The 22830-nt window shown below is 71.6% G+C and carries 18 protein-coding genes; 11 read left to right on the top strand and 7 right to left on the bottom strand.

Annotated features, from left to right (window positions below):
- The 4 genes from AB0M63_RS41840 to AB0M63_RS41825 form a co-directional block, all read left to right on the top strand.
- On the top strand, positions 1-388 hold a 388-nt coding region (locus AB0M63_RS41840; protein ID WP_366023068.1), incomplete at its 5' end, for an alpha-glucosidase C-terminal domain-containing protein.
- Positions 389-416: 28 nt separating this feature from the next.
- Entirely contained in the window at positions 417-1781 is a 1365-nt protein-coding gene (locus AB0M63_RS41835; protein ID WP_355902386.1) for a maltokinase, read from the top strand.
- Positions 1782-1990: 209 nt separating this feature from the next.
- Positions 1991-4171 (top strand): 1,4-alpha-glucan branching enzyme, encoded by a 2181-nt coding sequence (gene glgB, locus AB0M63_RS41830; RefSeq protein WP_366023074.1) that lies wholly within the window; start codon positions 1991-1993, stop codon positions 4169-4171.
- A gap of 12 nt (positions 4172-4183) precedes the next feature.
- A complete protein-coding gene (locus tag AB0M63_RS41825; protein WP_366023067.1) occupies positions 4184-5857 on the top strand; it encodes an ATP-binding cassette domain-containing protein in 1674 nt (557 codons plus the stop codon).
- Positions 5858-5870: 13 nt separating this feature from the next.
- Here AB0M63_RS41825 and AB0M63_RS41820 read toward each other — a convergent pair whose 3' ends face one another.
- Positions 5871-7256, bottom strand: a complete 1386-nt coding sequence (locus AB0M63_RS41820) for an aminotransferase class V-fold PLP-dependent enzyme (RefSeq protein WP_366023066.1) — start codon at positions 7254-7256, stop codon at positions 5871-5873.
- 167 nt (positions 7257-7423) lie between these two features.
- Here AB0M63_RS41820 and AB0M63_RS41815 point away from each other — a divergent pair, with 167 nt between their 5' ends.
- Complete coding sequence (locus AB0M63_RS41815) at positions 7424-9355, top strand: AMP-dependent synthetase/ligase (RefSeq protein WP_355902392.1); 1932 nt, start codon at positions 7424-7426, stop codon at positions 9353-9355.
- A gap of 16 nt (positions 9356-9371) precedes the next feature.
- Here AB0M63_RS41815 and AB0M63_RS41810 read toward each other — a convergent pair whose 3' ends face one another.
- Entirely contained in the window at positions 9372-10196 is an 825-nt protein-coding gene (locus tag AB0M63_RS41810) for a methyltransferase domain-containing protein (RefSeq protein WP_366023065.1), read from the bottom strand.
- A gap of 248 nt (positions 10197-10444) precedes the next feature.
- Here AB0M63_RS41810 and AB0M63_RS41805 point away from each other — a divergent pair, with 248 nt between their 5' ends.
- The 4 genes from AB0M63_RS41805 (at position 10445) to AB0M63_RS41790 (ending at position 15025) form a co-directional block, all read left to right on the top strand.
- Positions 10445-11821, top strand: a complete 1377-nt coding sequence (locus AB0M63_RS41805; RefSeq protein WP_355902396.1) for an NAD(P)/FAD-dependent oxidoreductase — start codon at positions 10445-10447, stop codon at positions 11819-11821.
- Between the two features lie 47 nt (positions 11822-11868).
- Positions 11869-14118 (top strand): FUSC family protein, encoded by a 2250-nt coding sequence (locus AB0M63_RS41800; RefSeq protein WP_366023064.1) that lies wholly within the window; start codon positions 11869-11871, stop codon positions 14116-14118.
- Positions 14119-14146: 28 nt separating this feature from the next.
- A complete protein-coding gene (locus AB0M63_RS41795; RefSeq protein ID WP_355902400.1) occupies positions 14147-14326 on the top strand; it encodes a hypothetical protein in 180 nt (59 codons plus the stop codon).
- A gap of 249 nt (positions 14327-14575) precedes the next feature.
- On the top strand, positions 14576-15025 hold the full coding sequence (locus AB0M63_RS41790) for a cyclic nucleotide-binding domain-containing protein (RefSeq protein ID WP_366023063.1): 450 nt from the start codon (positions 14576-14578) through the stop codon (positions 15023-15025).
- A gap of 8 nt (positions 15026-15033) precedes the next feature.
- On the opposite strand, the gene AB0M63_RS41785 is transcribed toward AB0M63_RS41790, so the two are convergent.
- Both AB0M63_RS41785 and AB0M63_RS41780 read right to left on the bottom strand, forming a co-directional pair.
- Positions 15034-16344, bottom strand: coding sequence for an MFS transporter (locus AB0M63_RS41785; RefSeq protein ID WP_366023062.1), 1311 nt, complete (start codon positions 16342-16344; stop codon positions 15034-15036).
- A gap of 79 nt (positions 16345-16423) precedes the next feature.
- Positions 16424-17035, bottom strand: coding sequence for a LysE/ArgO family amino acid transporter (locus AB0M63_RS41780; RefSeq protein ID WP_366023061.1), 612 nt, complete (start codon positions 17033-17035; stop codon positions 16424-16426).
- Between the two features lie 69 nt (positions 17036-17104).
- Between AB0M63_RS41780 and AB0M63_RS41775 the strand changes: the two genes are divergently transcribed.
- On the top strand, positions 17105-18004 hold the full coding sequence (locus AB0M63_RS41775; RefSeq protein WP_366023073.1) for a LysR family transcriptional regulator ArgP: 900 nt from the start codon (positions 17105-17107) through the stop codon (positions 18002-18004).
- A 162-nt stretch (positions 18005-18166) separates the two neighbouring features.
- Here the strand turns inward: AB0M63_RS41775 and AB0M63_RS41770 are convergent, their stop codons facing one another.
- On the bottom strand, positions 18167-18874 hold the full coding sequence (locus tag AB0M63_RS41770) for a TetR/AcrR family transcriptional regulator (RefSeq protein ID WP_355902408.1): 708 nt from the start codon (positions 18872-18874) through the stop codon (positions 18167-18169).
- Positions 18875-18996: 122 nt separating this feature from the next.
- Here AB0M63_RS41770 and AB0M63_RS41765 point away from each other — a divergent pair, with 122 nt between their 5' ends.
- Positions 18997-20217 carry a saccharopine dehydrogenase C-terminal domain-containing protein gene (locus AB0M63_RS41765; protein ID WP_366023060.1) on the top strand — a complete coding sequence of 407 codons (1221 nt, stop codon included), beginning with the start codon at positions 18997-18999 and terminating at the stop codon, positions 20215-20217.
- A gap of 42 nt (positions 20218-20259) precedes the next feature.
- Here AB0M63_RS41765 and AB0M63_RS41760 read toward each other — a convergent pair whose 3' ends face one another.
- Both AB0M63_RS41760 and AB0M63_RS41755 read right to left on the bottom strand, forming a co-directional pair.
- Positions 20260-22122, bottom strand: a complete 1863-nt coding sequence (locus AB0M63_RS41760; protein WP_355902412.1) for a HAMP domain-containing sensor histidine kinase — start codon at positions 22120-22122, stop codon at positions 20260-20262.
- A complete protein-coding gene (locus tag AB0M63_RS41755) occupies positions 22119-22826 on the bottom strand; it encodes a response regulator transcription factor (RefSeq protein WP_355902414.1) in 708 nt (235 codons plus the stop codon). Before AB0M63_RS41755 ends, AB0M63_RS41760 begins: the two co-directional genes overlap by 4 nt.
- Positions 22827-22830: the final 4 nt, after the last annotated feature.

Below are 22830 nucleotides of genomic sequence, written 5' to 3'. Positions count from 1 at the left end.
CGGCTACCAGGTCACCAACGTCGAGGCGTCGATGTCGTCGCCCTCCTCGCTGCTGCACTGGACCCGCCGCATGATCGAGATCCGCAAGCAGAACCCGGCGTTCGGCCTCGGCTCGTACACGGAACTCCAGTCCTCGAACCCGGCGGTGATCGCGTTTCTGCGCGAGTACGAGGACGACCTCGTGCTCTGTGTGCACAACTTCTCGCGTTTCGCGCAGCCCACGATGCTCGATCTGCGGGAGTTCAACGGTCGGCATCCCGTGGAGCTGATCGGTGGGGTGCGGTTCCCGGCCATCGGTGAACTGCCGTATCTGCTGACGCTCGCGGGGCACGGCTTCTACTGGTTCCGGCTCTCGCGAGTCGCTCCCCGCATCGGCCGACGCCTTTGAGGATGTGCCGGCGAAAGGACACGTGACCATGTCGAAGACCACCGCACCCCGCCGACCGAGCGGCCCCGGCGTCGACCGGCCCGCGGCCACGCTCACCGGGCTGCTGCGCGAATGGCTGCCCGGGCAGCGCTGGTTCGCCGGCAAGGACCGGCCGGTGGCCGACCTCGACGTGCTGTCCACGACGGAGCTCTTCCCGGGCTGTCTCCATCTGCTGGTCCACGCCTCCCACACGGGAGTTCCCGCGCCGGGCGGCACTCCCCCGCCCGGCGACTGTTACCAACTCCTGCTCGGCGTGCGGGAACACGTCTCACCGCGGCTGGCCCGGGCCTTCATCGGCCGCGTGCACGAAGGTCCGTTGGCCGGGCTCGCGGTGTACGACGCCTTGCAGGATCCGCGGTCGGCGGAGCTGTTGCTGGAGCGGTTGCGGCATCCCGGTACGGCGGGCCCCCTGCACTTCGAGGCGGACCCGTCGGTGTCGGTGCCGGCCGGTCTCGCGCCCCGGCTGCTGGACGCCGAGCAGTCCAACTCCTCACTGGTGTACGGCGACCGGTACATCCTGAAGGTGTTCCGGCGCATCCAGCCCGGCGTCAATCCGGACCTGGAGCTGCCGGGCGCGCTGGCGGCGCAGGGTTGTACACGGGTTCCCGCACCGGTGGCGTGGTTCCGGACGGCCGAGCCGCGGGCCGCGACGCTCGGTGTGCTCCAGCCGTTCCTGCCGGACGCCTCGGACGGCTGGGCGCTGGCATTGCGCGCACTCGCCTCCGGCGACGAATTCACCACCGAGGCCCATGAGTTGGGGCAGGCCACCGCCGATGTCCATCTCGCGCTGGCCGCCGCCTTCGCGTCCGGCGCCGGTGCCGAGAACGAGCGTACGGCGGCGGCGATGACCGAGCGTCTGGAGGCCGCGGCGCACTCGGTTCCCGCTCTGCGGCCGTTCGTTCCGGGGTTGCGGACCGCCTTCGGCGCGCTCGTCGGCCGCGATGCCGGGCCGCCCGCCCAGCGCATCCACGGCGACCTGCATCTCGGGCAGGTGCTGCGGGCCGGCCGCGACTGGTTCGTCATCGACTTCGAGGGCGAGCCGTCCAAGCCGCTGGCGGAACGGCGCAGCGCGCAGTCCCCGGTCCGGGACATCGCCGGCATGCTGCGTTCCTTCGACTACGCGGCCCGGCAGCGCCGTCCCTGGCGCCCCGAGTGGGCCCGCCGCTGCCGGGAGGCCTACTGTGCGGGCTACGCCGCCCGGGCCGGCTGGGACCCCCGCACCAAGCACGCCCTGCTGCGCGCGTACGAGACGGACCGCGCGGTCTACGAAGTGCTGTACGAGGCCAGACACCGTCCGGACTGGCTTCCCGTACCCATGGCGGCGATCGAGCGTCTCGCCGTCCGAGGAGGCTGAACTCCGTGGCCCTGCGAGACACGTCACCTCAGGAGACGGGCGGTCCGTCCACGCCCGCCGACCGGCAGCAGGACGAACCGACCGGGCCCGCCACAGCGGGGGCCTGCGGCCCGACCACGTCAAGCACACCGGAAACAAGCGGCTCGCCCGCGCGTGCCACCCAAGTACACGAGGGCCCGACCGCAGCCACCTCCCCGCCCACGACCCTTCTGGTCTCCCCGAAGGCAGGCGGTCCCACCCCCTCCACCCCCCTGGACCCCGCTGCCCGCGAACGCCTCCTCTCCGGCGCCCACCACGACCCGCACTCGCTGCTCGGCGTACGTCTGGTTCCCGGTGGGGTCGGGTTCCGGGCGCTGCGACCGTATGCCCGTGCCGTGAGTGTCGTGGTCGACGGGGCGCGCAGCCCGCTCGCCTCGGAAGGGGGCGGGCTCTTCTCCGGCGTGCTGCCGCTCGACGCGATCCCGGAGTACACGCTCCTTGTGTCGTACACGGAGGACGACGAGCACGAGGTGCATGACCCGTACCGATTCCTGCCCACGCTCGGTGACCTCGATCTGCACCTCATCAGGGAGGGGCGGCACGAGGAGCTGTGGAAGGCGCTCGGTGCGGAGCCGATGACACACGACGGAGTGGCCGGTACCCGCTTCACCGTGTGGGCGCCGAACGCTCAAGGGGTGCGTGTCGCCGGGGACTTCAGCTCCTGGGACGGGACCGCCTACCCGATGCGCTCGCTCGGTTCGTCGGGTGTGTGGGAACTGTTCCTGCCGGGTGTGGGCGAGGGCGCCCGCTACAAGTTCGAGATCACCTCCCGGTACGGGGACCGCTTCCTCAAGGCGGACCCGATGGCACGCCGGACAGAGGTGCCTCCCGCCACCGCGTCCATCGTGACCGCCTCGCACCACGAGTGGAACGACAAGGAGTGGCTCGCCCGACGTGGTCAAACACCGGTGCACGAAGCGCCGTTCTCCGTGTACGAGGTGCATCTCGCCTCCTGGCGACCCGACTTGACGTACCGTCAACTTGCCGTCGAACTCCCCGCCTACGTCAACGACCTGGGCTTCACACACGTCGAGTTCATGCCGGTGACCGAGCACCCCTTCGGTGGGTCGTGGGGTTACCAGGTCACCGGCTTCTACGCCCCGACCGCCCGCCTCGGCACCCCCGACGACTTCAAGTACCTCGTCGACGCACTGCATCAGGCCGGCATCGGCGTCATCATGGACTGGGTACCCGCCCATTTCCCCAAGGACGACTGGGCGTTGGCCCGCTTCGACGGGGAGCCGTTGTACGAACCCGGGGACGCGCGGCGGGCCGAGCATCCGGACTGGGGGACGTACGAGTTCGACCTCGGGCGGACCGAGGTGCGCAACTTCCTGGTGGCGAACGCCGTCTACTGGTGCCAGGAGTTCCACATCGACGGCCTGCGCGTGGACGCGGTCGCCTCGATGCTCTACCTCGACTACTCCCGCGACTCGGGCCAGTGGACCCCGAACGTCCATGGCGGGCGCGACGACCTGGACGCCGTCGCCTTCCTCCAGGAGATGAACGCGACCGTGTACCGCAGGGTGCCCGGCGTCGTCACCATCGCCGAGGAATCGACCGCCTGGGACGGCGTGACCCGGCCGACGGACACCGGCGGTCTCGGCTTCGGGCTGAAGTGGAACATGGGCTGGATGCACGACTCGCTCGGTTACATCGCGCACGAGCCCGTCCACCGTAAGTTCCATCACCACGAGATGACGTTCTCGATGGTGTACGCGTACAGCGAGAACTACGTGCTCCCCATCTCGCACGACGAAGTCGTCCACGGCAAACAGGCGTTGGTCTCCAAAATGCCCGGCGACTGGTGGCAGCAGCGCGCCAACCACCGGGCGTATCTGGGGTTCATGTGGGCCCACCCGGGCAAGCAACTCCTCTTCATGGGTCAGGAGTTCGCCCAGGGCGCCGAATGGTCCGAATCCCACGGCCCCGAGTGGTGGCTCCTCGACCCCTCCTACGACGCCGAGCCCGACCACCGGGGCGTCCAGAGCCTCGTCCGCGACCTCAACGCCGTCTACCGCGACACCCCCGCCCTGTGGCAGCTCGACACCCGGCCCGCCGGTTTTCGCTGGGTGGTGGGCGACGCGGCCGAGGACAACGTCTTCGCGTTCCTCCGTTACGACGCCGACGGCTCCCCTCTCCTCGCCGTCAGCAACTTCTCCCCCGTCGTCCGCCACGACTACCGCCTCGGTGTCCCGGACGAGGTTCCCGCCTGGCGCGAGACGCTCAACACCGATGCCGCCCGCTACGGAGGCAGTGACGTGACCAGCCCCGACCCGGTCAAACCGCGGGACGGTCACATCAGGCTCACCCTCCCGCCTCTCGCGACGGTGTGGCTGACACCGGGGTGACATGCTGCTCCCATGCCGACGCCGATTCACCCCGACCCCACCCAAGTCACCGGCCTGCACCTGGAGTTGCGGAGCGTCTCGCAGGACGTGCGGGGCGCCGGGCGGGTGTTGGACGATGTGTCGTTCGAGGTCGGGGCCGGGCGGCTGACCGTGATCGCGGGCAGCAGCGGGGCGGGCAAGACGGTGCTGTTGCAGACCCTGGCTGGACTGCAGAGCCCCACCTCGGGTGACGTGCTGCACGACGGTGCCCGACCGGGGCCGCCCGGGCCGGAGTTCGGGTATGTGCCGCAGGAGGACGTGATCCACCGTGAGCTGCCGTTGCGGCGCACGCTGGAGTACGCGGGACGGTTGCGGATGCCGGGCGGGGCGGTCCCGGAGCGGGTGGCGGAGGTTCTCGACGTCCTCGGGCTGGCCCGGCGCGCCGACACCCCCGTTCGCGCGCTGAGCGGTGGGGAGCGCAAACGGGCCTGTATAGCCGCCGAGTTGCTCACCCGGCCGAGGGTGCTCTTCCTCGACGAGCCGACCTCCGGGCTCGATCCGGTCACCGGGGCCGCTCTGCTGGCCACCCTGCGGCGGCTGGCCGAGGCCGGTACCACCGTCGTGATCACCACTCATGTCCTGGCCGATCTGCCGCGCTGCGACCAGGTCGTGTTCCTGTCGCCGGGCGGGGCGGTCGCGTTCGTGGGCCCGCCGGACGCGCTGCTCGGAGCGTTCGGCGCGGAGACGGCGGAGGACGTGTACGCGGCGGTGGCGGAGGGGAAGCGGGCCGAGCGGTCGGCCCCGGCAGCGCCCACCGGCCGGCTTCCGGCGCCTGCCGCGCACCGTCTCCCGCGCGTCGGCGCCGTACGCCAGTGGGCGCTGCTGACCCGTCGTACGACGGCCCTGTTGGTGCACAACCGGCTGTCGGTCGCCGTGTTCGTGGGTTCGCCGGTAATGATCGTGGCGATGTTCGCGGTGCTGTTCCGGGCGGGGGCGTTCGATCCGGCGGCGCCCGATCCCGGGTCCACGGCGATGATCATGTTCTGGATCGCGTTCGGGGCGTTCTTCTTCGGGCTGACGTACGGACTGCTGCAGATCTGCCCGGAGTTGGCGGTGCTGCGCCGCGAGTGGCTGGCCGGGGTGCGGATCGGACCGTACGTCGCCTCGAAGCTGACCACCGTGCTGCCGGTGCTGGCCGCCGCGGACGCGCTGCTGCTGGCGGTGCTGCGCGCGCTGGACCGGCTGCCGGCGGCGGGCTGGGGGACGTACGCCTCGCTGTTCCTCACCAGTGTGCTGGCCTCGGCCGCCGCACTCGCCCTCGGGCTGCTCACCTCGGCCGCGGTCACGGAACCGGGCCAGGCGACGCTGATGCTGCCGCTGCTCTGCTTCCCGCAGGTGCTGTTCTCCGGGGCCTTCGTGCCCGTGCCCCGAATGGCGCCGGTCGGCGAGGCGATCAGCTGGGCGATGACCAACCGCTGGGCGTTCGAGGCACTGGGCGGCGCGATCGGCCTGGAGAGCCTGTGGCGCGACGGCGGCTCCCCGGCGGGTCCGCCGCTGCTGCGGTCCTACGGCGACTCGTTCGCGCATCCGGCCGGGCACGGCTGGTTGATCCTGGCGGGGTTCACCGTGCTGTTCCTGGCGGCGACCTGGGCGGTGCTGGTGCGCAGGTGCCGTCAGGGGGTGTCGGCGGCTCGCGCGGGGCGGTGATCCGGCCTGTCGCTCAGCAGCCCGCCCGGTCGGTGAGGCCGGCCACCGTAGGTACGCGGTCCCGGTAGGTGTCCGTGACGAACTCCAGGAAGGTGTCCACGTCCCTGGGCTGCGAGGAGACGCCCACGGAGACGCGGACGGCGCCGGCGGACGGGAGTCCCAGCACGTCCAGGTACTCCTCCAGGGAGCCCATCGGTCTGCGGGCCGCCGAGCGGAGGCTGCGCAGGGGCAGGGCGAACGCGGCCTCTCCGGCGCCCGGGTTGCAGAAGCAGCCGAAGCGGAGGGACATGCGGTGCTCGGCGCTGTCCTGGGCGACGATGCGTTCGTCGATCACCCGGCCGTGTGCGTCGAGGAGGTTGAGGGCGACGGTGCCGCCGCGTGCGGGTCCGCTGTCGGTGGGGCCGTAGACCCGCACCATCGGGGAGCCGTCGCTGTGCCGTAACCCGGCGACTCCCGTGAGGAGTTGACCGGTCAGCCGGGCCACATGGTCGTGCACGCGGTCCATGCCGATGGCGTCGATCCACTCCAGGCCGGCCGTGATGTCCGGTATGGAGAGGAAGTTGACGGTGCCGTCCTCGAAGGCCGCCTCGCCGTCGGCGAGGACGTGCCACTGTGCCTGGGCGCTCGCGGCGTAGATGGTGCCCCCGGAGAACCAGGGGCGGCGCAGCCGGGCGAGGGCCTCGCGGCGGACGATCAGGCTGCCTATGCCGGTGGGGTAGCCGAACACCTTGTACCAGCTCACCACGGTGAAGTCGGGGTGGAAGCGGGACAGGTCGAGGGGGTTGGTCGGTACGAACGCGGCGGCGTCCAACAGGACGTCGTAGCCGTGCTGTTGGGCCGTGGCGATCCAGTCCAGGGAGTGGCGTACGCCCGTGAAGTTGCTCTGCGCCGGGTAGGCGAGGAGTCCGCGTCGGCGTCTGCGGGCCGTGAGCGCGGTGCGCATCCGCTGCTCGTCGATGGCCAACTCCTGGCCGTGGACCGGTACGTACACGGTCTTCGCGCCGGCGGCGCGCGCGTACTCCCGCAGTCCGTTCACGGAGTTGTGGTTGTCGAGCAGCATCACGAGCCGACCGCCGGGGGCGAACGGATAGGACTCGCCGACCAGGCGGAGCGCGGCCGTCGCGTTCGCGGTGAACACCACCGTGTACTCGGCCGGGTCGGCGGCGAAGTGCCGCAGCACCGCGGCGCGGGCGTCGGCCAGCAGGTCGCCCGAGGCGCGCGAGGCGGGGCTCTCCGAGTGCGGATTGCCGAAGACACTCCCGGTGATCCGCGCCGCGCTGGCCCGCACCAGGGAACTCGGGGCGAGTCCCGCGCCCGTGTAGTCGAGATAGGTGTGTCCTTCGGCGTCCAGATAGCCGAAATCTCGTGCCCTCAACTCGCCGAGATCCATCACGTCCATGTCCGCGCGCCCCCCGTCCTGTCGTGCCGGTCCCACTCAACCACCAAACTCCGTAAGGGCACTTCCCTGTTCCCCACACCAATCGCTCACACCTGGGCTAGATTCGAGCACCGTCGATAACAGTAATGATCGGCAGAGTCACGCCCCGTACAACCCAGGAGCAGCGCATGCGCGACTTCGCCGTCGCTCCACCTCTCACCTCCCCCCTCACCCCTGCCGCCACGTCGACCCTCAGCGGCGGCCTCGCCGACAGCGTCTTCGAGACGGCGGCCGTCCATCCCACCCTGCCGCTGATCGCCCGCCGGCCCGACCCCTCCGCCACGGTGTGGGAGGAGGTGACGGCCGTCGAGCTGCGGGACGAAGTCGTCGATCTGGCCAAGGGGTTGATCGCCTCCGGGATCTCACCGGGCAGCCGGGTCGCGATCATGGCCCGCACCCGGTACGAGTGGACGGTGCTCAGCCACGCCCTGTGGGCGGTGGGCGCGGAGGTCGTGCCGGTGCACCCGACGTCCTCGCGCGAGCAGGTCGAGTGGATGCTGCGGGACGCCGGCTGTGTGGCCGTGGTGGTGGAGGACGAGCAGGGCATCATGACGGTCGGCACGGTGTGTGCCGCGCTGCCGCTGCTGCGGCACGTCTGGCAGCTCGACGCCGGGGCGCTGCCCCAACTCGTGGAGCGGGGCACGTACATCCCGCAGACCACGGTGGACTCGCTGCGCCGGATCGTGATGCCGGACTCGACCGCGGTCATCGCCTACACCTCGGGCACCTCGGGCCGCCCGATGGGCTGCGCACTGAGCCACCGCAGCCTGGCCAGCCCCTGCGACACACTGCTCGCGGGCTGGTCGCACACGGCGGCCCTGCCGGGGGAACAGCCGGCGGTCCTCGCCTTCCTGCCCTTCTCCCACGTGTACGGCCTGATGATCCAGGGCATGTGCATGCGCGGCGGCTGGGTGATGGCGCACGAGCCGGAGATGACCGAGGCGGCGCTGGTGTCGTCGCTGCGTTCGTTCAGGCCCACCTATCTGTACGCCGTGCCGTCGATCTTCGAGAAGATCTACAAGAACTTTCTCCGTACGGCCCAACAGACCGGCCGAGGCGCCCTGTTCGAGCGGGCGGCGGCGACCGCGCGGGACTTCGCCACGGCCGAGGAGAGACAGAGACTCGGCCGTGGTTCGGGCCCCGGCTTCGATCTGCGGCTCCAGCACGCCGTGTTCGAGCGGACGGTCTACCGCAAGCTGCGCGCCGCGCTGGGCGGCCGGGTGGTGCGCGCCACCTCGGGCGGCTCTCCCCTCAACCGTGAACTCTCCCTGTTCTACGCGGGCATCGGCATCCTCGTGCACGACGGCTACGGCCTCACGGAGACCGCCGGCGGGATCACGATGCAGCCGCTGGGCCGGGAGAAGATCGGCACCGTGGGGCAGGCGCTGCCGGGCACGGAGATCCGGGTCGCGGAGGACGGCGAGATCATGGTGCACGGTCCTTCGGTGTTCCAGGGCTACATCAACGACGAGCGGGCGACCCGGACCACGCTGCACGGGGGCTGGCTGGCCACCGGCGACATCGGGCGGCTGGACACCGAGGGGTATCTGACGATCACCGGCCGCAAGAAGGACATCATCATCACCAGCAGCGGCAAGAGCGTCGCGCCGGCCGCCCTGGAGAACCGGCTGCGGATGCACCCCCTGATCCATCAGGCCGTCGTCGTCGGCGACGACCGTCCCTGTGTGGGGGCTCTGCTCACCCTGGACCCGGAGTTCGTGGCGCACTGGCGGGCCGGGCTGGCGCTGCAGAGCGAAGCGCGGGGCCGGGAGGCGCGCGAGGAGAACGCGCTGCGGGAGGAGATCACGCGGGCCGTGGCGGCGGCCAACAGCCCGGTGGGGCGCGCCGAGTCGATCCGGGTGTTCCGGGTGCTCCCGCAGCCGTTCGACGTCGCGGGCGGGCTGCTGACGCCGTCGATGAAGCTGCGCAGGGACGCGATCGTGCGGCACTACGCGTTCGAGATCGACGCGATGTACCAGGCACGCGCGCGTACCCCGCGGCAGCCGCAGACGGACGAACAGCTCACGGGCTGGGACGACTCGGACAACGTGTTCCGGTGAGACCACCGGCCGGGGGTCACTCCGGGCGGTGGGCGACGACGGCGAACATCGTCACGGACATGTGCAGCGCGCCTTGTTCGGCGGCGTCGGTGAGGTCGGCGTAGGCGCGGTCGCGCTGGGCCTCGGTCAGTGCGCCGCGGCGCACCGCTGACTCGCCCAGCATGCGCACCAGCGGCCAGACGACCGACCGGTGGTCCTGGAGCAGCGCCTGCGAACCCCGGTCGTCGACGACGAGCCCGGCCGCGCTGAGCTGGCCGACGAGCCGGCGCCCGGAGTAGGGGTTGGCGGCCCCGGTGAGGGCGCCCGAGGTGAACGCCGCCATGATCTCCGGGTCCCCGGGGTGCAGGATCGTGGTCGCCCAGTCGGTGTCGAGCAGGGCCACGCGTCCACCGGGGCGCAGTGCGCGGGCCATCTCGGCGACCGCCTTGTCCGGTTCCGCGAGGTGCTGGAGCACCCGTTCGCACCAGACGACGTCCACCGAGGCGTCGGGCACGGGCAGGGACAGCGCGTCGCCGTCGGTGAAGCGGGCCGGGTTGCCGGCCGACGCGGCCCGTTCCTCGGCGATCGCCCGCAGTCCGGGGTTGGGTTCGACGCCGAGCGCGGACCCGTTCGGGCCGACCGCCGCGGCCAGTTCGCGGGTGGTCGAGCCGGTGCCGGACCCGATGTCGAGAGCCCGTTCGCCACCGGCCGGCGCGAGCGCCTCGTGCGCCCACGCACGCAGCCGTCGTACGCCCGGATTGGCTTCCTGTATGTCGAGCGCGGCCACCAGCCGCGTCACGTTGCCGGCGTCGATGTTCTGGGTGCGGAAGCCCGACCCCGGGTCGGGCTGAGTGTGCGACATGGCGTGCACTCTACGATCCGTTCCGGTCGCCCAAGGGCGGGTCGAAGCTGATTCACGTACCTCTTTTGTTCACGCGCCCGGGGCGTACGCCGGGCGTCGGCGGGGCATGCTGGTGCTCCACGCGTTCGACTGCCTGCCGCGCTCAACTGGCGGAACGGCTTGCCGCACGGTGGGATCGATGTGGTGCGAAGCAGCGATCCGGGGCAGGCGTACGGCGTCGAGGCGGACCGCCTGGAGCCGCAGAAGGGATGAACACCGTGACACGACCGAGGATCCTGGTGGTTGGCGCAGGCTTCGCAGGAGTGGAGTGCGTTCGCCGTCTGGAACGGAAACTGACCCCTCAGGAGGCCGAGGTCACGCTGGTGACACCGTTCTCCTACCAGCTCTATCTGCCCCTGCTGCCCCAGGTCGCCTCCGGCGTCCTGACCCCGCAGTCGATCGCCGTCTCGCTGCGCCGCAGCAGCCGGTACCGCACCCGGATCATCCCGGGCGGCGCCATCGGTGTGGACCTCAAGGCCAAGGTCTGTGTGATCCGCACGATCAACGACGAGATCGTCGACGAGCCCTACGACTACATCGTGCTGTCCCCCGGCAGCATCACCCGCACCTTCGACATCCCCGGGCTGACCGATCACGCCTTCGGCATGAAGACCCTCGCCGAGGCCGCCTACATCCGCGACCACGTGATCACCCAGCTCGATCTCGCGGACGCGAGCGACGACCCGGCGGAGAAGGCCTCGCGGCTGCAGTTCGTGGTGGTCGGCGGGGGCTACGCCGGTACCGAGACGGCCGCCTGTCTGCAGAAGCTGACGCACGCGGCGGTCAAGCGCTATCCGCGGCTCGACCCGGGTCTGATCAAGTGGCACCTCATCGACATCGCGCCGAAGCTGATGCCCGAGCTGGGCGACAAGCTCGGCCGCAGCGCGCAGGAGATCCTGACCAAGCGGGGTATCGACATCTCCCTGGGTGTCTCCATCGCCAAGGCGGGGCCTGAGGAAGTCACTTTCACCGACGGCCGGGTAGTGCCCACCCGCACCCTGATCTGGACGGCCGGGGTGGTCGCCAGCCCGCTGATCGCCACGCTGGGCGCGGAGACGGTGCGCGGGCGGCTCGCGGTCACGGCCGACATGAACCTCCCCGGGCACGACGGTGTCTTCGCTCTCGGCGACGCCGGTGCCGTGCCGGACGAGGCCAAGGGCGGGGACGGCGCGATCTGCCCGCCGACCGCGCAGCACGCGATGCGCCAGGGCAAGGTGGTCGCCGACAACGTGATCGCGACCCTGCGCAACCAGCCCCTGAAGCCGTACGTCCACAAGGACCTCGGGCTGGTCGTGGACCTCGGCGGCACGGACGCGGTGTCCAAGCCGCTCGGCATCGAACTGCGCGGTCTGCCCGCCCAGTTCGTGGCCCGCGGCTACCACTGGTCGGCGCTGCGCACCAACGTCGCCAAGGTCCGCGTGGCGACGAACTGGACGCTCAACGCCCTGGCCGGCGACGACTTCGTGCGCACCGGATTCCAGGCCCGCAAACCGGCGACGCTGAAGGACTTCGAGTACACCGACTCGTATCTCTCGCCGGAGCAGGTGCGGGACCGCATCGAAGGGTCCGGGCCCCAGGAGCCGTAGCATCGGTGGTACGGATCTTGGTCTGAACCCGGGGAGAGTACGGCGGCGTGAGGGCAGCGGGACGGGCGGCGTGGGCACGGGTGCGGGATCGCGTCGCGGCGTCCGATCCCGGGCTGCTGCGGCTGACGGCCGGGCTGCGGACGGTGTCCTCGATCGCGCTCACGCTGGTCGTGCTCTCCCTGTTGCACGCCTCGGTGCCGCATCTGGTGGCCGGGGCGATGTCGGCGATGGTCTCCACGTTCGCCATCCGCGAGAAGCAGCGCGGGCAGCAGGCGGTGACGCTCGCGCTCGGTCTGCCGGTGGCGCTGGCCTCGGTGTCGCTCAGCGCGCTGCTGAACTCGCGGGTGGTCGCCGGTGACGTCTTCTTCGTCCTGCTGATCTTCGGCGCGGTCTACAGCCGCCGCTTCGGCGACCGCGGCACCGCGCTCGGGCTGATCGGCTTCCAGATCTACTTCCTGTCCCTGTTCGTCGGCGCGAGCGTCTCCGCCCTGCCGGAGCTGTACGGCGTGATCGGTGTCGCCTTCGCGTGCAGCGCGCTGGTGCGGTTCGCGCTGGTGCCTCAGACACCGGTCGGGACGCTCGACCGGCTGCGGCGGGCGTTCCGGGCGCGGTTCGCCCAACTGGTGACCGCGCAGCTCGCGTTGCTCGACGCCGGTCCCGACGACATGGAGAAGGCCCTCGCCGATGTGCGGGAGGGAACCGCGCGGCTGCACGAGACGGCGCTGCTGATCCAGGGCCGGCTGGAGGACGGGACCTCGGACGAGGCGGTGGCACGGCTCGTGCAGCGTCGTATCGCGGATGCCGAGGTCGCGGCCGAGCGGCTGGGGCTGCTCCTGCTGACCGCGCGCAGCGCCGAGCGGGGGCACACGCTGACCCTGCATCTGCCGGGCGCGCCGGTCCCCCTCGCCGACCGGCTGCCGGTGCGGGACGAGGCGACCGACACCCTGCGCCGCGATCTTGAGGCGCTGCGCCTGCTCGTGCTGCGCCCGTCGGGCCCGGACGCGGGCACCGCGCTCGCCCGGGTGCGCAACTGGCTGCTGGGCTATCGCGAGGAGGAGAACCTGCCACCCGCCCCGGACGCCGTGCAGGACGTGTTCCGGGGCATCGGCGAGGCCGCGCGTGCGGTGCTGGGGCTGCGGATCGCCGTGGACGGGCCGCAGGACGAGTCCGAGGACACACCCGCGACGACCCGCTCGCGCGAGGAGCTGGACGCGGAGGACGTGGCCATCGCGGGCAGCGAGGAGACCGAGCGGGAGGACGCGGAACGGACGGGGCTGCGGCGGCCGACGACGCGGGCGGCGGTGCAGGTGGCGGTGGGGTCGTCGCTGGCGATCGTGGGCGGCGAGTTCCTGTCCGGCCAGCGCTGGTACTGGGCGGTGCTGACCTGCTGGATCGTGTTCCTCAACACCTCGTCCACCGGCGAGATCCTCGTCAAGGGCTACCGGCGGCTGCTCGGCACGGTCCTCGGGGTGGTGGCCGGTATCGGTCTGGCGGGCCTGGTCGGGCACCACACCTGGACGGCGTTCGCGCTGGTGCTGCTGTTCATCTTCGCGATGTTCTACACGGCACCGCTGTCGTACACCCTGATGTCCTTCTTCGTCACCGCGATGCTGGGTCTGCTCTACACGCTGCTGCACACCTACAGCGCGTCGGTGCTGGTGCTGCGGGTCGAGGAGACGGCGCTCGGCGCGGCCTGCGGAGTGGTCGCGGCGGCACTGGTGCTGCCGGTGCACACGGACCGACGTACGAACGAACTGCTCGGGACCGTGCTGGCGCGGCTCACGGACGTCACCGAGGCCGCCGTCGACCAGCTCAGCGGCGGGGCCGCGGCCGAACTGCTCGACAAGGCACGGGACTTGGACCAGGCGCTGGCGGATCTCAGCGCCTCCACACAGCCGTTGACCCATCCGATCACGCCGTTGCGGGCGCGCCGGGACACCGCGAGGTATGTCGTAGCGCTGCTGGAGACCTGCGCCTATCACGCGCGGTATCTGGCGGCGACGGCCGAGCTGCTGCCGACGCATCCGTCGATCGCGGCCGATCCGCGGCTGAGGGAGGCGGGCCGCCGGATCGTGCACAACATCGGGGTGATCGGCGCACACGTGGCCGGCGAGGACGCCGTCGGCCGGATCGAGACCGGGCCGAGCATCGCGTCCCTGCTGCGGCCCGGCACCCCGCAGACCCCGCGCTACGGCCGGGTCACCGACCGGGTGCTGCGGCATCTGCAGCGCCTGGACGAGGCCGTGGTCGGCCTGGCCCGCCCGCTCGGCGTGCCGATCGCGGAGCCGACGCGGTGAACCGGCCGCACGGGGGTAGGCGACGGGCATGAGTGATGTCGTGGACTCGGACGAACTGTTGCGGCGCATCCAGCGGGCCCGGGCCTTCGCCGCCCGGGAAACACGCACGTGGTCGGAGCAGGGCGACCCGGTGCGGGAGGTGGCCTACGAGGTCGTACTGCGGGTGCTGGACGAGATCGTGGCCCCCGGACGGCATGCCGCGAAGTGAAACCGGTCACGCGACCCGTTGAGTCGGGTACGAAATGCCCACCGATGGTTTACGGTTCATTCATACGTGGTCACGGGGTCGACCGTACCGTCCCCCGCGCCACCGCTTACGGCCCTGGCTGGTCTCCCCCGTCCAGCCAGGGCTTTTTCATGCCCTGATTCCGTCCCCCGAGGTGCCCGGGGCGTCGGCAGAGGCTCAAATGGGCGTAGGGAGAATTCCGGATCCGCTGCCGGCGAGGAGCCCTGTGCCATGACCAAAGCGATAAAACTGCTGACCGCCCTGCCCCAGACCCAGCGCGAACGGCTGATGGAGCTCGCGAAGGAGGTGTCGTTCGCCGAGGACTCCCGGATCTTCGAGGCGGGCGGCACGGCCGACCGCTTCTGGGTGATCCGCTCCGGCGCGGTCTCGCTCGACCAACGGGTGACGCCTCAGCAACGGGTCACCGTGGGAAGTCTCGGCGCGGGCGATCTGCTCGGCTGGTCGTGGCTGTTCCCGCCGTACCAGTGGGACTTCGGCGCGGAGGCGTTCAGTGCCGTGCGGGCCTACGAGTTCGACGCGTCGGCCGTTCTCGCCCTGTGCGTGGAGGATCCGCTGCTGGGGCTCTCCCTGGTCCGGATCGTCGCGGAGATCCTCGCGCACCGGCTGGAGCTGACCCGGGGCAAGCTGATGGAGCACTACGCGCTCCGCCGGCATGTCTGAGCGCGCCCTCAGATGCGGTAGCGGCGCAGCGCCGGGACCGTGAAGGCGAGGGTCAGCATGATGACCACGACCAGGATGCCGCCGCCGGCGACCGCCGTGCGGGGGCCGAAGGCCGAGCCCGCGGTGCCGTGCAGGACGTCGGCCAGGCGGGGGCCGCCCGCGACGACGACGGTGAAGACGCCCTGCATACGGCCGCGCATCTCGTCCGTGGCGGCGGAGAGCAGGATCGCCCCGCGGAACACCATGGAGACCATGTCGGCGACACCCGCGGCAGCGAGGAACACCACTCCGATCCAGAGGTTGCTGCTCAGCCCGAACCCCGTGATGGCCGCGCCCCAGGCGACGACCGCGCCGATCACCATCCAGCCGTGCCGCCCGGCCCGCGAGAACGTGCCGGAGAACAGCCCGCCGACCACCGCTCCGATGGGGATCGCCGCGAACAGCATGCCTAGCGCGAGTCCCTCGCCGTAGGGCGCGTAGGTCTGGGCGGCGAGCTGCGGGAACAGGGCGCGGGGCATGCCGAAGACCATCGCGATGATGTCGGCGAGGAACGACAGCAGCAGCACCTTGTGCAGCGAGATGTAGCGGAAACCGGCGACGATCTCCCGCCAGCCGGCGCGCCGCGGTGTCGTGGACTCCAGGGGCGGCAGCGAGGGCAGCCGCACGACCGCCCAGAGCGTGACGCACAGCGCCAGCGCGTCGATGAGATACAGCTCGGGCAGGCCGATGACCGGGATCAGCGCGCCCGCGAGGAGCGGCCCGACGACCTGACCGGTCTGCATCACCGTGGAGCCGAGGGCGTTGGCGGCGGCCAGTTGCTCCGAGGGGACCAGGCGGGCGATGGAGGCGTTGCGGGCAGGCGCGTTGAGGCCCCAGAAGGCCTGCTGCATCGCGAGCAGCACCATGAGCACGGCCACCGAGTCGAGCCCGACGGCGGCCTGGATCCAGAAGAGCACCGAGGTCACGGCTATGCCGCTGTTGGTGATCAGCAGCAGCTTGCGGCGGTCCATGCTGTCGGCGATCGCGCCGCCCCACAGCGCGAACACGATGAGCGGCAGCAGCCCGGCCAGGCTGGCGGCGCCGACCCAGGCGGAGGAGCCGGTGATGTCGTAGATCTGCTTGGGTACGGCTACGGCGGTGAGCTGGCTGCCGACGGCCGTGACGATGGTCGAGGACCACAGGCGGCGGTAGGCGGGGATGCGCAGCGGGCGGGTGTCCATCGCCCAGCGGCGCCAGCCGCGCCGGGGTGCCGCCGCCCGTTCCGCGTCCTTGTCGGCCTCGGGTTCGGTGCCGCTGTCGGTGCTCTCGCTGGTGTCCACGGGCTTCCTGGTTGCTCGCTACATCTTTCTGCCGGGGTTCACTATCGCAGCACCGCCTGTGGCTGCCGAATCCGCGATCTCAGGTTCCGGCGACGAGAGTTGCGCCGAGGCCGATCATCGTGGCGGCGACCAGGCCGTCCAGCACCCGCCATGCCGAGGGCTTGGCGAGGAAGCGGCTCAGCAGCCGGGCGCCGAAGCCGAGCGCGGTGAACCAGCAGACGCTGGCGCACACCGCGCCGAGTCCGAAGGTCCAGCGCAGCGGGCCCCGGTCGGCGGCGATGGAGCCGAGCAGGAAGACGGTGTCGAGGTAGACGTGCGGGTTGAGCCAGGTCATCGCCAGACAGGTGAGGACGGCCCGGCGGCGCGAGCCGGTCGCCTCGCCCTCGATGTGCAATGCGGCGGGCCGGAACACACGGCGGGCGGCGAGGACGCCGTAGCTGAGCAGGAACGCGCCGCCGATCAGGCCGACCGCCCGGAGCGCGCCCGGCCAGGCGACCACGACCGCGCCGACCCCGCCGACGCCCAGCGCGATCAGGAGCGCGTCGGACAGGGCGCAGATGCCGACCACGGCGAGGACCGCGTCGCGGCGGATGCCCTGGCGCAGGACGAAGGCGTTCTGTGCGCCGATGGCGACGATGAGCGAGAGGCCGGTGCCGAAGCCGGCGGCTGCGGCGGACAGAGCGTTGGTCACTCCGTCGACGCTAGGGACAAGGACATCCGGAGTACAGCTAAAGATTCTTACGTAACATTAGTGCTCGTGATGGTCTCGGAACTGCCTCTCGACCAGGTGCGGACGCTGCTCGCGGTGGTGGACGAGGGCACCTTCGACGCGGCGGCCACCGCCCTGCGTGTGACTCCCTCGGCGGTCAGCCAGCGGGTGAAGGCCCTGGAGCAGCGCACGGGCCGGGTCCTGCTGCTGCGCACCAAGCCGGTCCAGACGACCGAGTCCGGCGAGGTGGTCGTCCGGTTCGCCCGCCAACTGGCCCGTCTGGAGCGGGACGCGCGCGCCGAGCTGGGGATGAGCGGGGCCGGGGAGCCGACCCGGGTGTCGGTGGCGGTGAACGCGGACTCGCTCTCCACCTGGTTCCTGGGCGCGCTCACCCACGTGCCGCGCGAGCTGAAGGTCTGCTTCGAGCTGCGCCGCGAGGACGAGGCCCATACGGCGGCCCTGCTGCGCGAGGGCCTGGTGATGGCGGCGGTGACCTCGTCCCCGGACGCCGTACCGGGCTGCTCGGTACGGGCGTTGGGGCGCTTGCGCTATCTCCCGGTGGCGAACCCGGAGTTCAGGGAGGCGTATCTGACGGAGCCCCTGCGGGACGCACTCACCGAGGCACCGGTGATCACCTTCGACCGGCGGGACGACTTCCAGGACGCCTTCGTACGGCGGCTGCGGCGCGGGAAGGGCGCGGCGAGCGCGGTACGGCATCTCGTGCCGACCTCGGAGGGCTTCGTCGAGTCCGTCGCCGCCGGGCTGGGGTGGGGCATGGTCCCCGAGATGCAGGCCGTGCCGCTGCTGAGCGCCGGGCGGCTGGTGAACTTCGCGCCGGGGCGATCGGTGGACGTACCGCTGTACTGGCAGCAGTGGAAGCTGAATTCGCCCGCGCTGGCGGCGGTGGCGGACGCGGTCGCGGGGGCGGCGGAGCGGGCGTTGCGGCGCTAGGTGGGTGGGGGCAGACGGGTCGGACGGCGACGCGGAGGCAGATCGGACGGCGGGCTTGCGGCAGCTAGGAGTGGCGCGCGCCCCGGCAGCGGTACCGTGCGGCTGCCCGAGCCGCAGAGCGGCCAGGGCCGGAGGCGGCAGCACGGCGCGAGAGCCGCGCCGTCAAGTAAGCCCGGCCGCCAGCTGCGCCGCCGCGCTGTCGAGCAGCATCTCCAACGCCGTCGGATACGCGCTCTCGACCATCCGCGTCGCCAAGAGCGGGGCCGCCTCGGCGATGCGGGGGTGGGTGGTGCGGGGCAGGCGGGCGTAGGTCGAGCGCCACATCGCCTCGTCGGCGCGCAGGGACGCGCTGGGCAGGGCCAGGGACGCGGCGTCGAGGGCGGCGAAGGCCAGGGTCTGGTCGATGAAGGCGTGGTAGATCCGCACCGTGTGCGGCAGGGGGAAGCCGGCCGTGCGCAGTACGTCCAACACGGCCTCGTCGGCGGCCAGTTCGTTGGGCCGGCCGGTGACTCGGCTCGCGGTGAGCTGGGCTGCCTGTGGGTGGGCGACGTACGCGGCGTGGATGCGCAGGCCGATCGCGCGCAGGTCCGTGCGCCACTCCCCCGTAGGTTCCCAGCCCCGCAGCGCCTGCCCGACGAGGGCGTCGCCGATGGCCAGGGTCAGTTCGTCCATGCCCCGGAAGTAGCGGTAGAGCGTGCTGGGGTCGGCGTCCAGGGCGAGGCCGAGGCGGCGGGCGGTCAGGCCGGCGCTGCCGTGTTCGCGGAGCATGCGCAGGGCCGTGTCGACGATGAGTCGCTCGGAGAGGACGGTGCCGCTCTTGGTGGGACGGCGCCGTCGCCGTCTCTCCTCGGGCACCACCGGTTTCGGCATCGCGGAAAGCCTCCCTTGTGCACCCTTATGCCAACGCCATTGACCTTATCCACGAGACCGGCGTTCCATCTCCGGCAGGGCCTCGTCGACTTTCGTACCTCTGCGGTGAAGGAGTTCTTGCCATGCGTGTACTGCTCGTGGGGGCCGGCGGTGTGGGTACCGCGGTCACCCGGATCGCGGCCCGGCGGCCGTTCTTCGACGCGATGGTGGTCGCCGACTACGACCTGTCCCGGGCGGAGGCAGCGGTCGCCGCGCTCGGGGCCGACGGCGCACGGTTCCGTGCCGAGCGGCTTGATGCGAGCGACCCGGAGGCGGTCGAAGCGGCGCTGCGGGCGCATGAGTGCGACGTGCTGCTGAACGCGACCGACCCGCGCTTCGTCCTCCCCCTGTTCCGGGCCGCGCGTGCCGCCGGGGCGAACTATCTCGACATGGCGATGTCGCTGTCCCGGCCGCATCCGGAGCGTCCGTACGAGGAGTGCGGGGTCAAGCTCGGCGACGCCCAGTTCGAGGAGGCGGCCGACTGGGCGGAGGCCGGTGCGCTGGCGCTCGTCGGGATGGGGGTGGAACCGGGTCTCTCGGACGTCTTCGCGCGCTACGCGGCCGATGAACTCTTCGACGAGATCGAGGAGATCGGCATCCGCGACGGCGCGAACCTCACCGTCGACGGCTACGACTTCGCGCCCTCCTTCAGCATCTGGACCACGATCGAGGAGTGCCTGAACCCGCCGGTCGTCTACGAGGCCGGCCGCGGCTGGTTCACCACCGAACCGTTCAGCGAGCCCGAGGTGTTCGTCTTCCCGGAGGGCATCGGCCCGGTCGAGTGCGTGAACGTGGAGCACGAGGAGGTGCTGCTCGTCCCGCGCTGGGTCGACGCACGGCGGGTCACCTTCAAGTACGGGCTCGGCAACGACTTCATCGAGACGCTGAAGACCCTGCACCTGTTGGGCCTGGACCGCACCGCGCCGGTCACCGTGCCCAGCGCCGACGGGCCGGTGGCCGTGTCGCCGCGCGATGTCGTGGCCGCCTGTCTGCCCGACCCAGCGACGCTGGGCGAGCGCATGCACGGCAAGACGTGCGCGGGCACCTGGGTGCGCGGCACCAAGGACGGCGCGCCGCGCGAGGTGTACCTCTACCACGTGGTCGACAACCAGTGGTCGATGGCGGAGTACGGCTCCCAGGCCGTGGTCTGGCAGACCGCGATCAACCCGGTGATCGCCCTGGAGCTGCTGGCCACGGGCGCGTGGACCGGCTCGGGCGTGCTGGGCCCGGAGGCGTTCCCGGCCGGCCCGTTCCTGGACCTGCTGACGGCCTACGGCTCGCCCTGGGGGCTGCGGGAGCAGTGAGCGGGCTCGATGCCCGGTCGGCACACAGGAGGTGACGGCACGTCAATCACCTTCTGGTGGCCGTGAGTTGGGCAGTCGCAGGGTGAAGACGGAGCCCGCGCCGGGTTCGCTCGCCGCCTCGACCGTGCCGCTGTGGGCGGCGACCAGGTCCCGGACGATGGACAGGCCGAGGCCGCTGCCCCCGGTGCGCCGGCTGCGGGACTGGTCGGCGCGCCAGAACCGCTCGAAGACGTGCGGGAGGTCCTCGGGCGCGATGCCGATGCCGGTGTCGGCGACGGTCAGGACGATGTCGTCGCCGTCGCGCCACGCGGTGAGGGTGACGCTGCCGTCGACCGGTGTGTGGCGCAGGGCGTTGGAGACGAGGTTGCCGAGCACCTGGCGCATGCGCACCGGGTCCGCGTGCAGCCACAGGGTGTCGTCCGACTTGCCGGTCAGGGCGACCCCGGCCGTGCCCGCGGCGACGTGGTAGGCGGCGACGACCTGGTCGACGAGGTCGTGGACGCGCACGGGTTCGCGGTGCAGGGGCAGGGTGCCGGCGTCGGCGGCGGCGAGGTCCTGGAGGTCGTCGATGACCCGCTGGAGGACCATCGCCTCCTCGTGCAGGGAACCGAGCAGTGCGGGGTCGGGTTCGACGAAGCCGTCGCGGGTGACCTCCAGCCAGCCGCGGATGTTGGTGAGCGGACTGCGCAGTTCATGGGCGATGTCGCTGACCATCGCCTTGCGCTGGGCCTCCATGCGTTCCCTGCGTTCGGTCAGGTCGTTGAACGCCTCGGCCAGGATGCCGGTCTCGTCCCGGGTCCGCACCGGCACCCGGACGTGCAGCTCCGGCGGCTGCTGGGCCGCTTCGGTCAGCGCGCGCAGCGGGCGCACCAGCCGGGTGGCGACGACGGCCGTCACCAGGACGGTGAGGGCGAGGACCGCGGCGGCGGCGCCGACGACCTTGATCTTGTTCGCCGGGGAGACGTCGAAGCGGGGCGCGGTGGTGTCGCCGCCGCCCAGGAACAGCTCGGCCACGGGCGCGACGTAGGGGTCGAGTTGGGCGCGGCGCGCGTCGTCCAGGCAGGCGCCCGCCTCGCGCGCCTGTGCTGCGGGCAGCTTGGAGTACGGGGCTGTGATGTAGCGCGAGGCGAGGTTCTTGTCGGTGACGTCGACCCCGTAGTACGAGACCTTGAGGGCGTCGCCGCCCGCCGGCTTGAGGCAGTCCTTGGCGTCCGCCATCAGGTCGTCCAGCGCGTTCTCCTCGGTGGCCGTCGCCGTGTTGAGCCCGTTGTAGCCGCACTTCTCGGGCAGGAAGTCGGAGGTGTCGCTGCCGTCCGAGGTGGGTGCGGGGCCGTCGCTCGCCGTCGCGTCCGTGTCGGTGAGGACGGGGCGGCCGCTCGGCGTCGTCGTGACCTTCTTCGCGACGCCGAACCTGGCGTAGCACTGCTGCTGCTCCTTGGCCTCTTTCTCCAGCCGCACGCGTTCCGCGGCCGTCAGCCGGTACGGCCCGACGACTCGGGGATCGACGCCGCTGCGCTGTGCGCCGGGTTCCGAGTAGGTGTCGGTGTGCAGCGGGTCGACGGTGGCGGCGGCGCGGGGCGGCAGCGAGGTGCCGTGCGGTGCGGAGTCGGCGATGAGGGTGCGGTCGGAGGCGGTGAGGGCGATCCGGCGGCCCATCTTCTTCGACAGGGCGCGCAGGGTGGGGGCGACGCCCTTCCAGTCGGGGTGCGCCGCGGCGTATCCGCTGAGCTGCGCGAGGATGCGCATGTCGTCCCTGAGGTCCTGCCCCTGTTCCTCCTGGATGGCCCGGGTGGTGGTCTCCACCGCCAGCCAGGCCGTCGCGCCGACCGAGCAGAGGGCGATCAGCACGGTGGCGACGAGCAGCCGGACCAGGAGCCGCTTGCGCAACGGTATCCGGGGCCTCACGCGCGACCGCCGCGCAGCTTGTAGCCGACGCCGAACACGGTCAGCAGCCGGGCCGGCCGACGCGGGTCGGCCTCTATCTTCCTGCGCAGGTTCATGATGTGGACGTCGACCGCCCGCTCCGTGGACGCCCGGTCCAGGCCCCGGGTGCACTGCAGCAACTGCCGCCGGGAGAAGACCCGTTCGGGCTCGGTGGTCATCGCGAGCAGGATCTCGAACTCGGCCGGTGTGCAGTCCACCGGCGCCCCGTCGCAGCGCACCTCGTGCCGGACCGGATCGACGGACAGACCCGCCGCCCGTACGACGGTGTCCTCCTGGCGGTCCTCGGTGGTCCGGCCGCTGCGCCGCAGTACCGTGCGGATGCGGGCCATCAGCTCGCGGGGGCTGTACGGCTTGGTCATGTAGTCGTCGGCGCCGAGTTCCAGGCCGAGCAGGACGTCGTCCTCGGTGGAGCGGGCGGTCAGCATCAGGACGGGGATGTCCGTGCCGTCCTCGGCGCCGCGCAGCACCCGGCAGACCCCGAAGCCGTCGATCACGGGCAGCATGAGGTCGAGCACCACGAGGTCGGGTCGCAGTTCCCGGGCCGCCGCGATGGCGGCGGCCCCGTCGTGGACCACGGTCGCGGTGTGGCCTTCCGTCAACAGGGAGCGGCGGATCAGCTCGGCCTGCATCTCGTCGTCCTCGGCGACCAGCACATGTGCGCACACTCGG

The sequence above is a fragment of the Streptomyces sp. NPDC051576 genome (assembly GCF_040681835.1).
Lineage (GTDB): Bacteria > Actinomycetota > Actinomycetes > Streptomycetales > Streptomycetaceae > Streptomyces.
The sequence above is the reverse complement of the archived record's forward strand: the minus strand, read 5'-3'. Positions and strand labels throughout refer to the sequence as shown.

Excerpts from the sequence above, each read along its gene's own strand:
- AB0M63_RS41795 (WP_355902400.1), top strand. The coding sequence starts at position 14,147 with ATGAGTGATGTCGTGGACTCGGACGAACTGTTGCGGCGCATCCAGCGG.
- AB0M63_RS41805 (WP_355902396.1), top strand. The coding sequence starts at position 10,445 with ATGAACACCGTGACACGACCGAGGATCCTGGTGGTTGGCGCAGGCTTC.
- AB0M63_RS41770 (WP_355902408.1), bottom strand. The coding sequence starts at position 18,874 with ATGCCGAAACCGGTGGTGCCCGAGGAGAGACGGCGACGGCGCCGTCCC.
- AB0M63_RS41810 (WP_366023065.1), bottom strand. The coding sequence starts at position 10,196 with ATGTCGCACACTCAGCCCGACCCGGGGTCGGGCTTCCGCACCCAGAAC.
- AB0M63_RS41825 (WP_366023067.1), top strand. The coding sequence starts at position 4,184 with ATGCCGACGCCGATTCACCCCGACCCCACCCAAGTCACCGGCCTGCAC.
- AB0M63_RS41820 (WP_366023066.1), bottom strand. The coding sequence starts at position 7,256 with ATGGACGTGATGGATCTCGGCGAGTTGAGGGCACGAGATTTCGGCTAT.
- AB0M63_RS41765 (WP_366023060.1), top strand. The coding sequence starts at position 18,997 with ATGCGTGTACTGCTCGTGGGGGCCGGCGGTGTGGGTACCGCGGTCACC.
- AB0M63_RS41790 (WP_366023063.1), top strand. The coding sequence starts at position 14,576 with ATGACCAAAGCGATAAAACTGCTGACCGCCCTGCCCCAGACCCAGCGC.
- AB0M63_RS41775 (WP_366023073.1), top strand. The coding sequence starts at position 17,105 with ATGGTCTCGGAACTGCCTCTCGACCAGGTGCGGACGCTGCTCGCGGTG.
- AB0M63_RS41815 (WP_355902392.1), top strand. The coding sequence starts at position 7,424 with ATGCGCGACTTCGCCGTCGCTCCACCTCTCACCTCCCCCCTCACCCCT.
- AB0M63_RS41835 (WP_355902386.1), top strand. The coding sequence starts at position 417 with ATGTCGAAGACCACCGCACCCCGCCGACCGAGCGGCCCCGGCGTCGAC.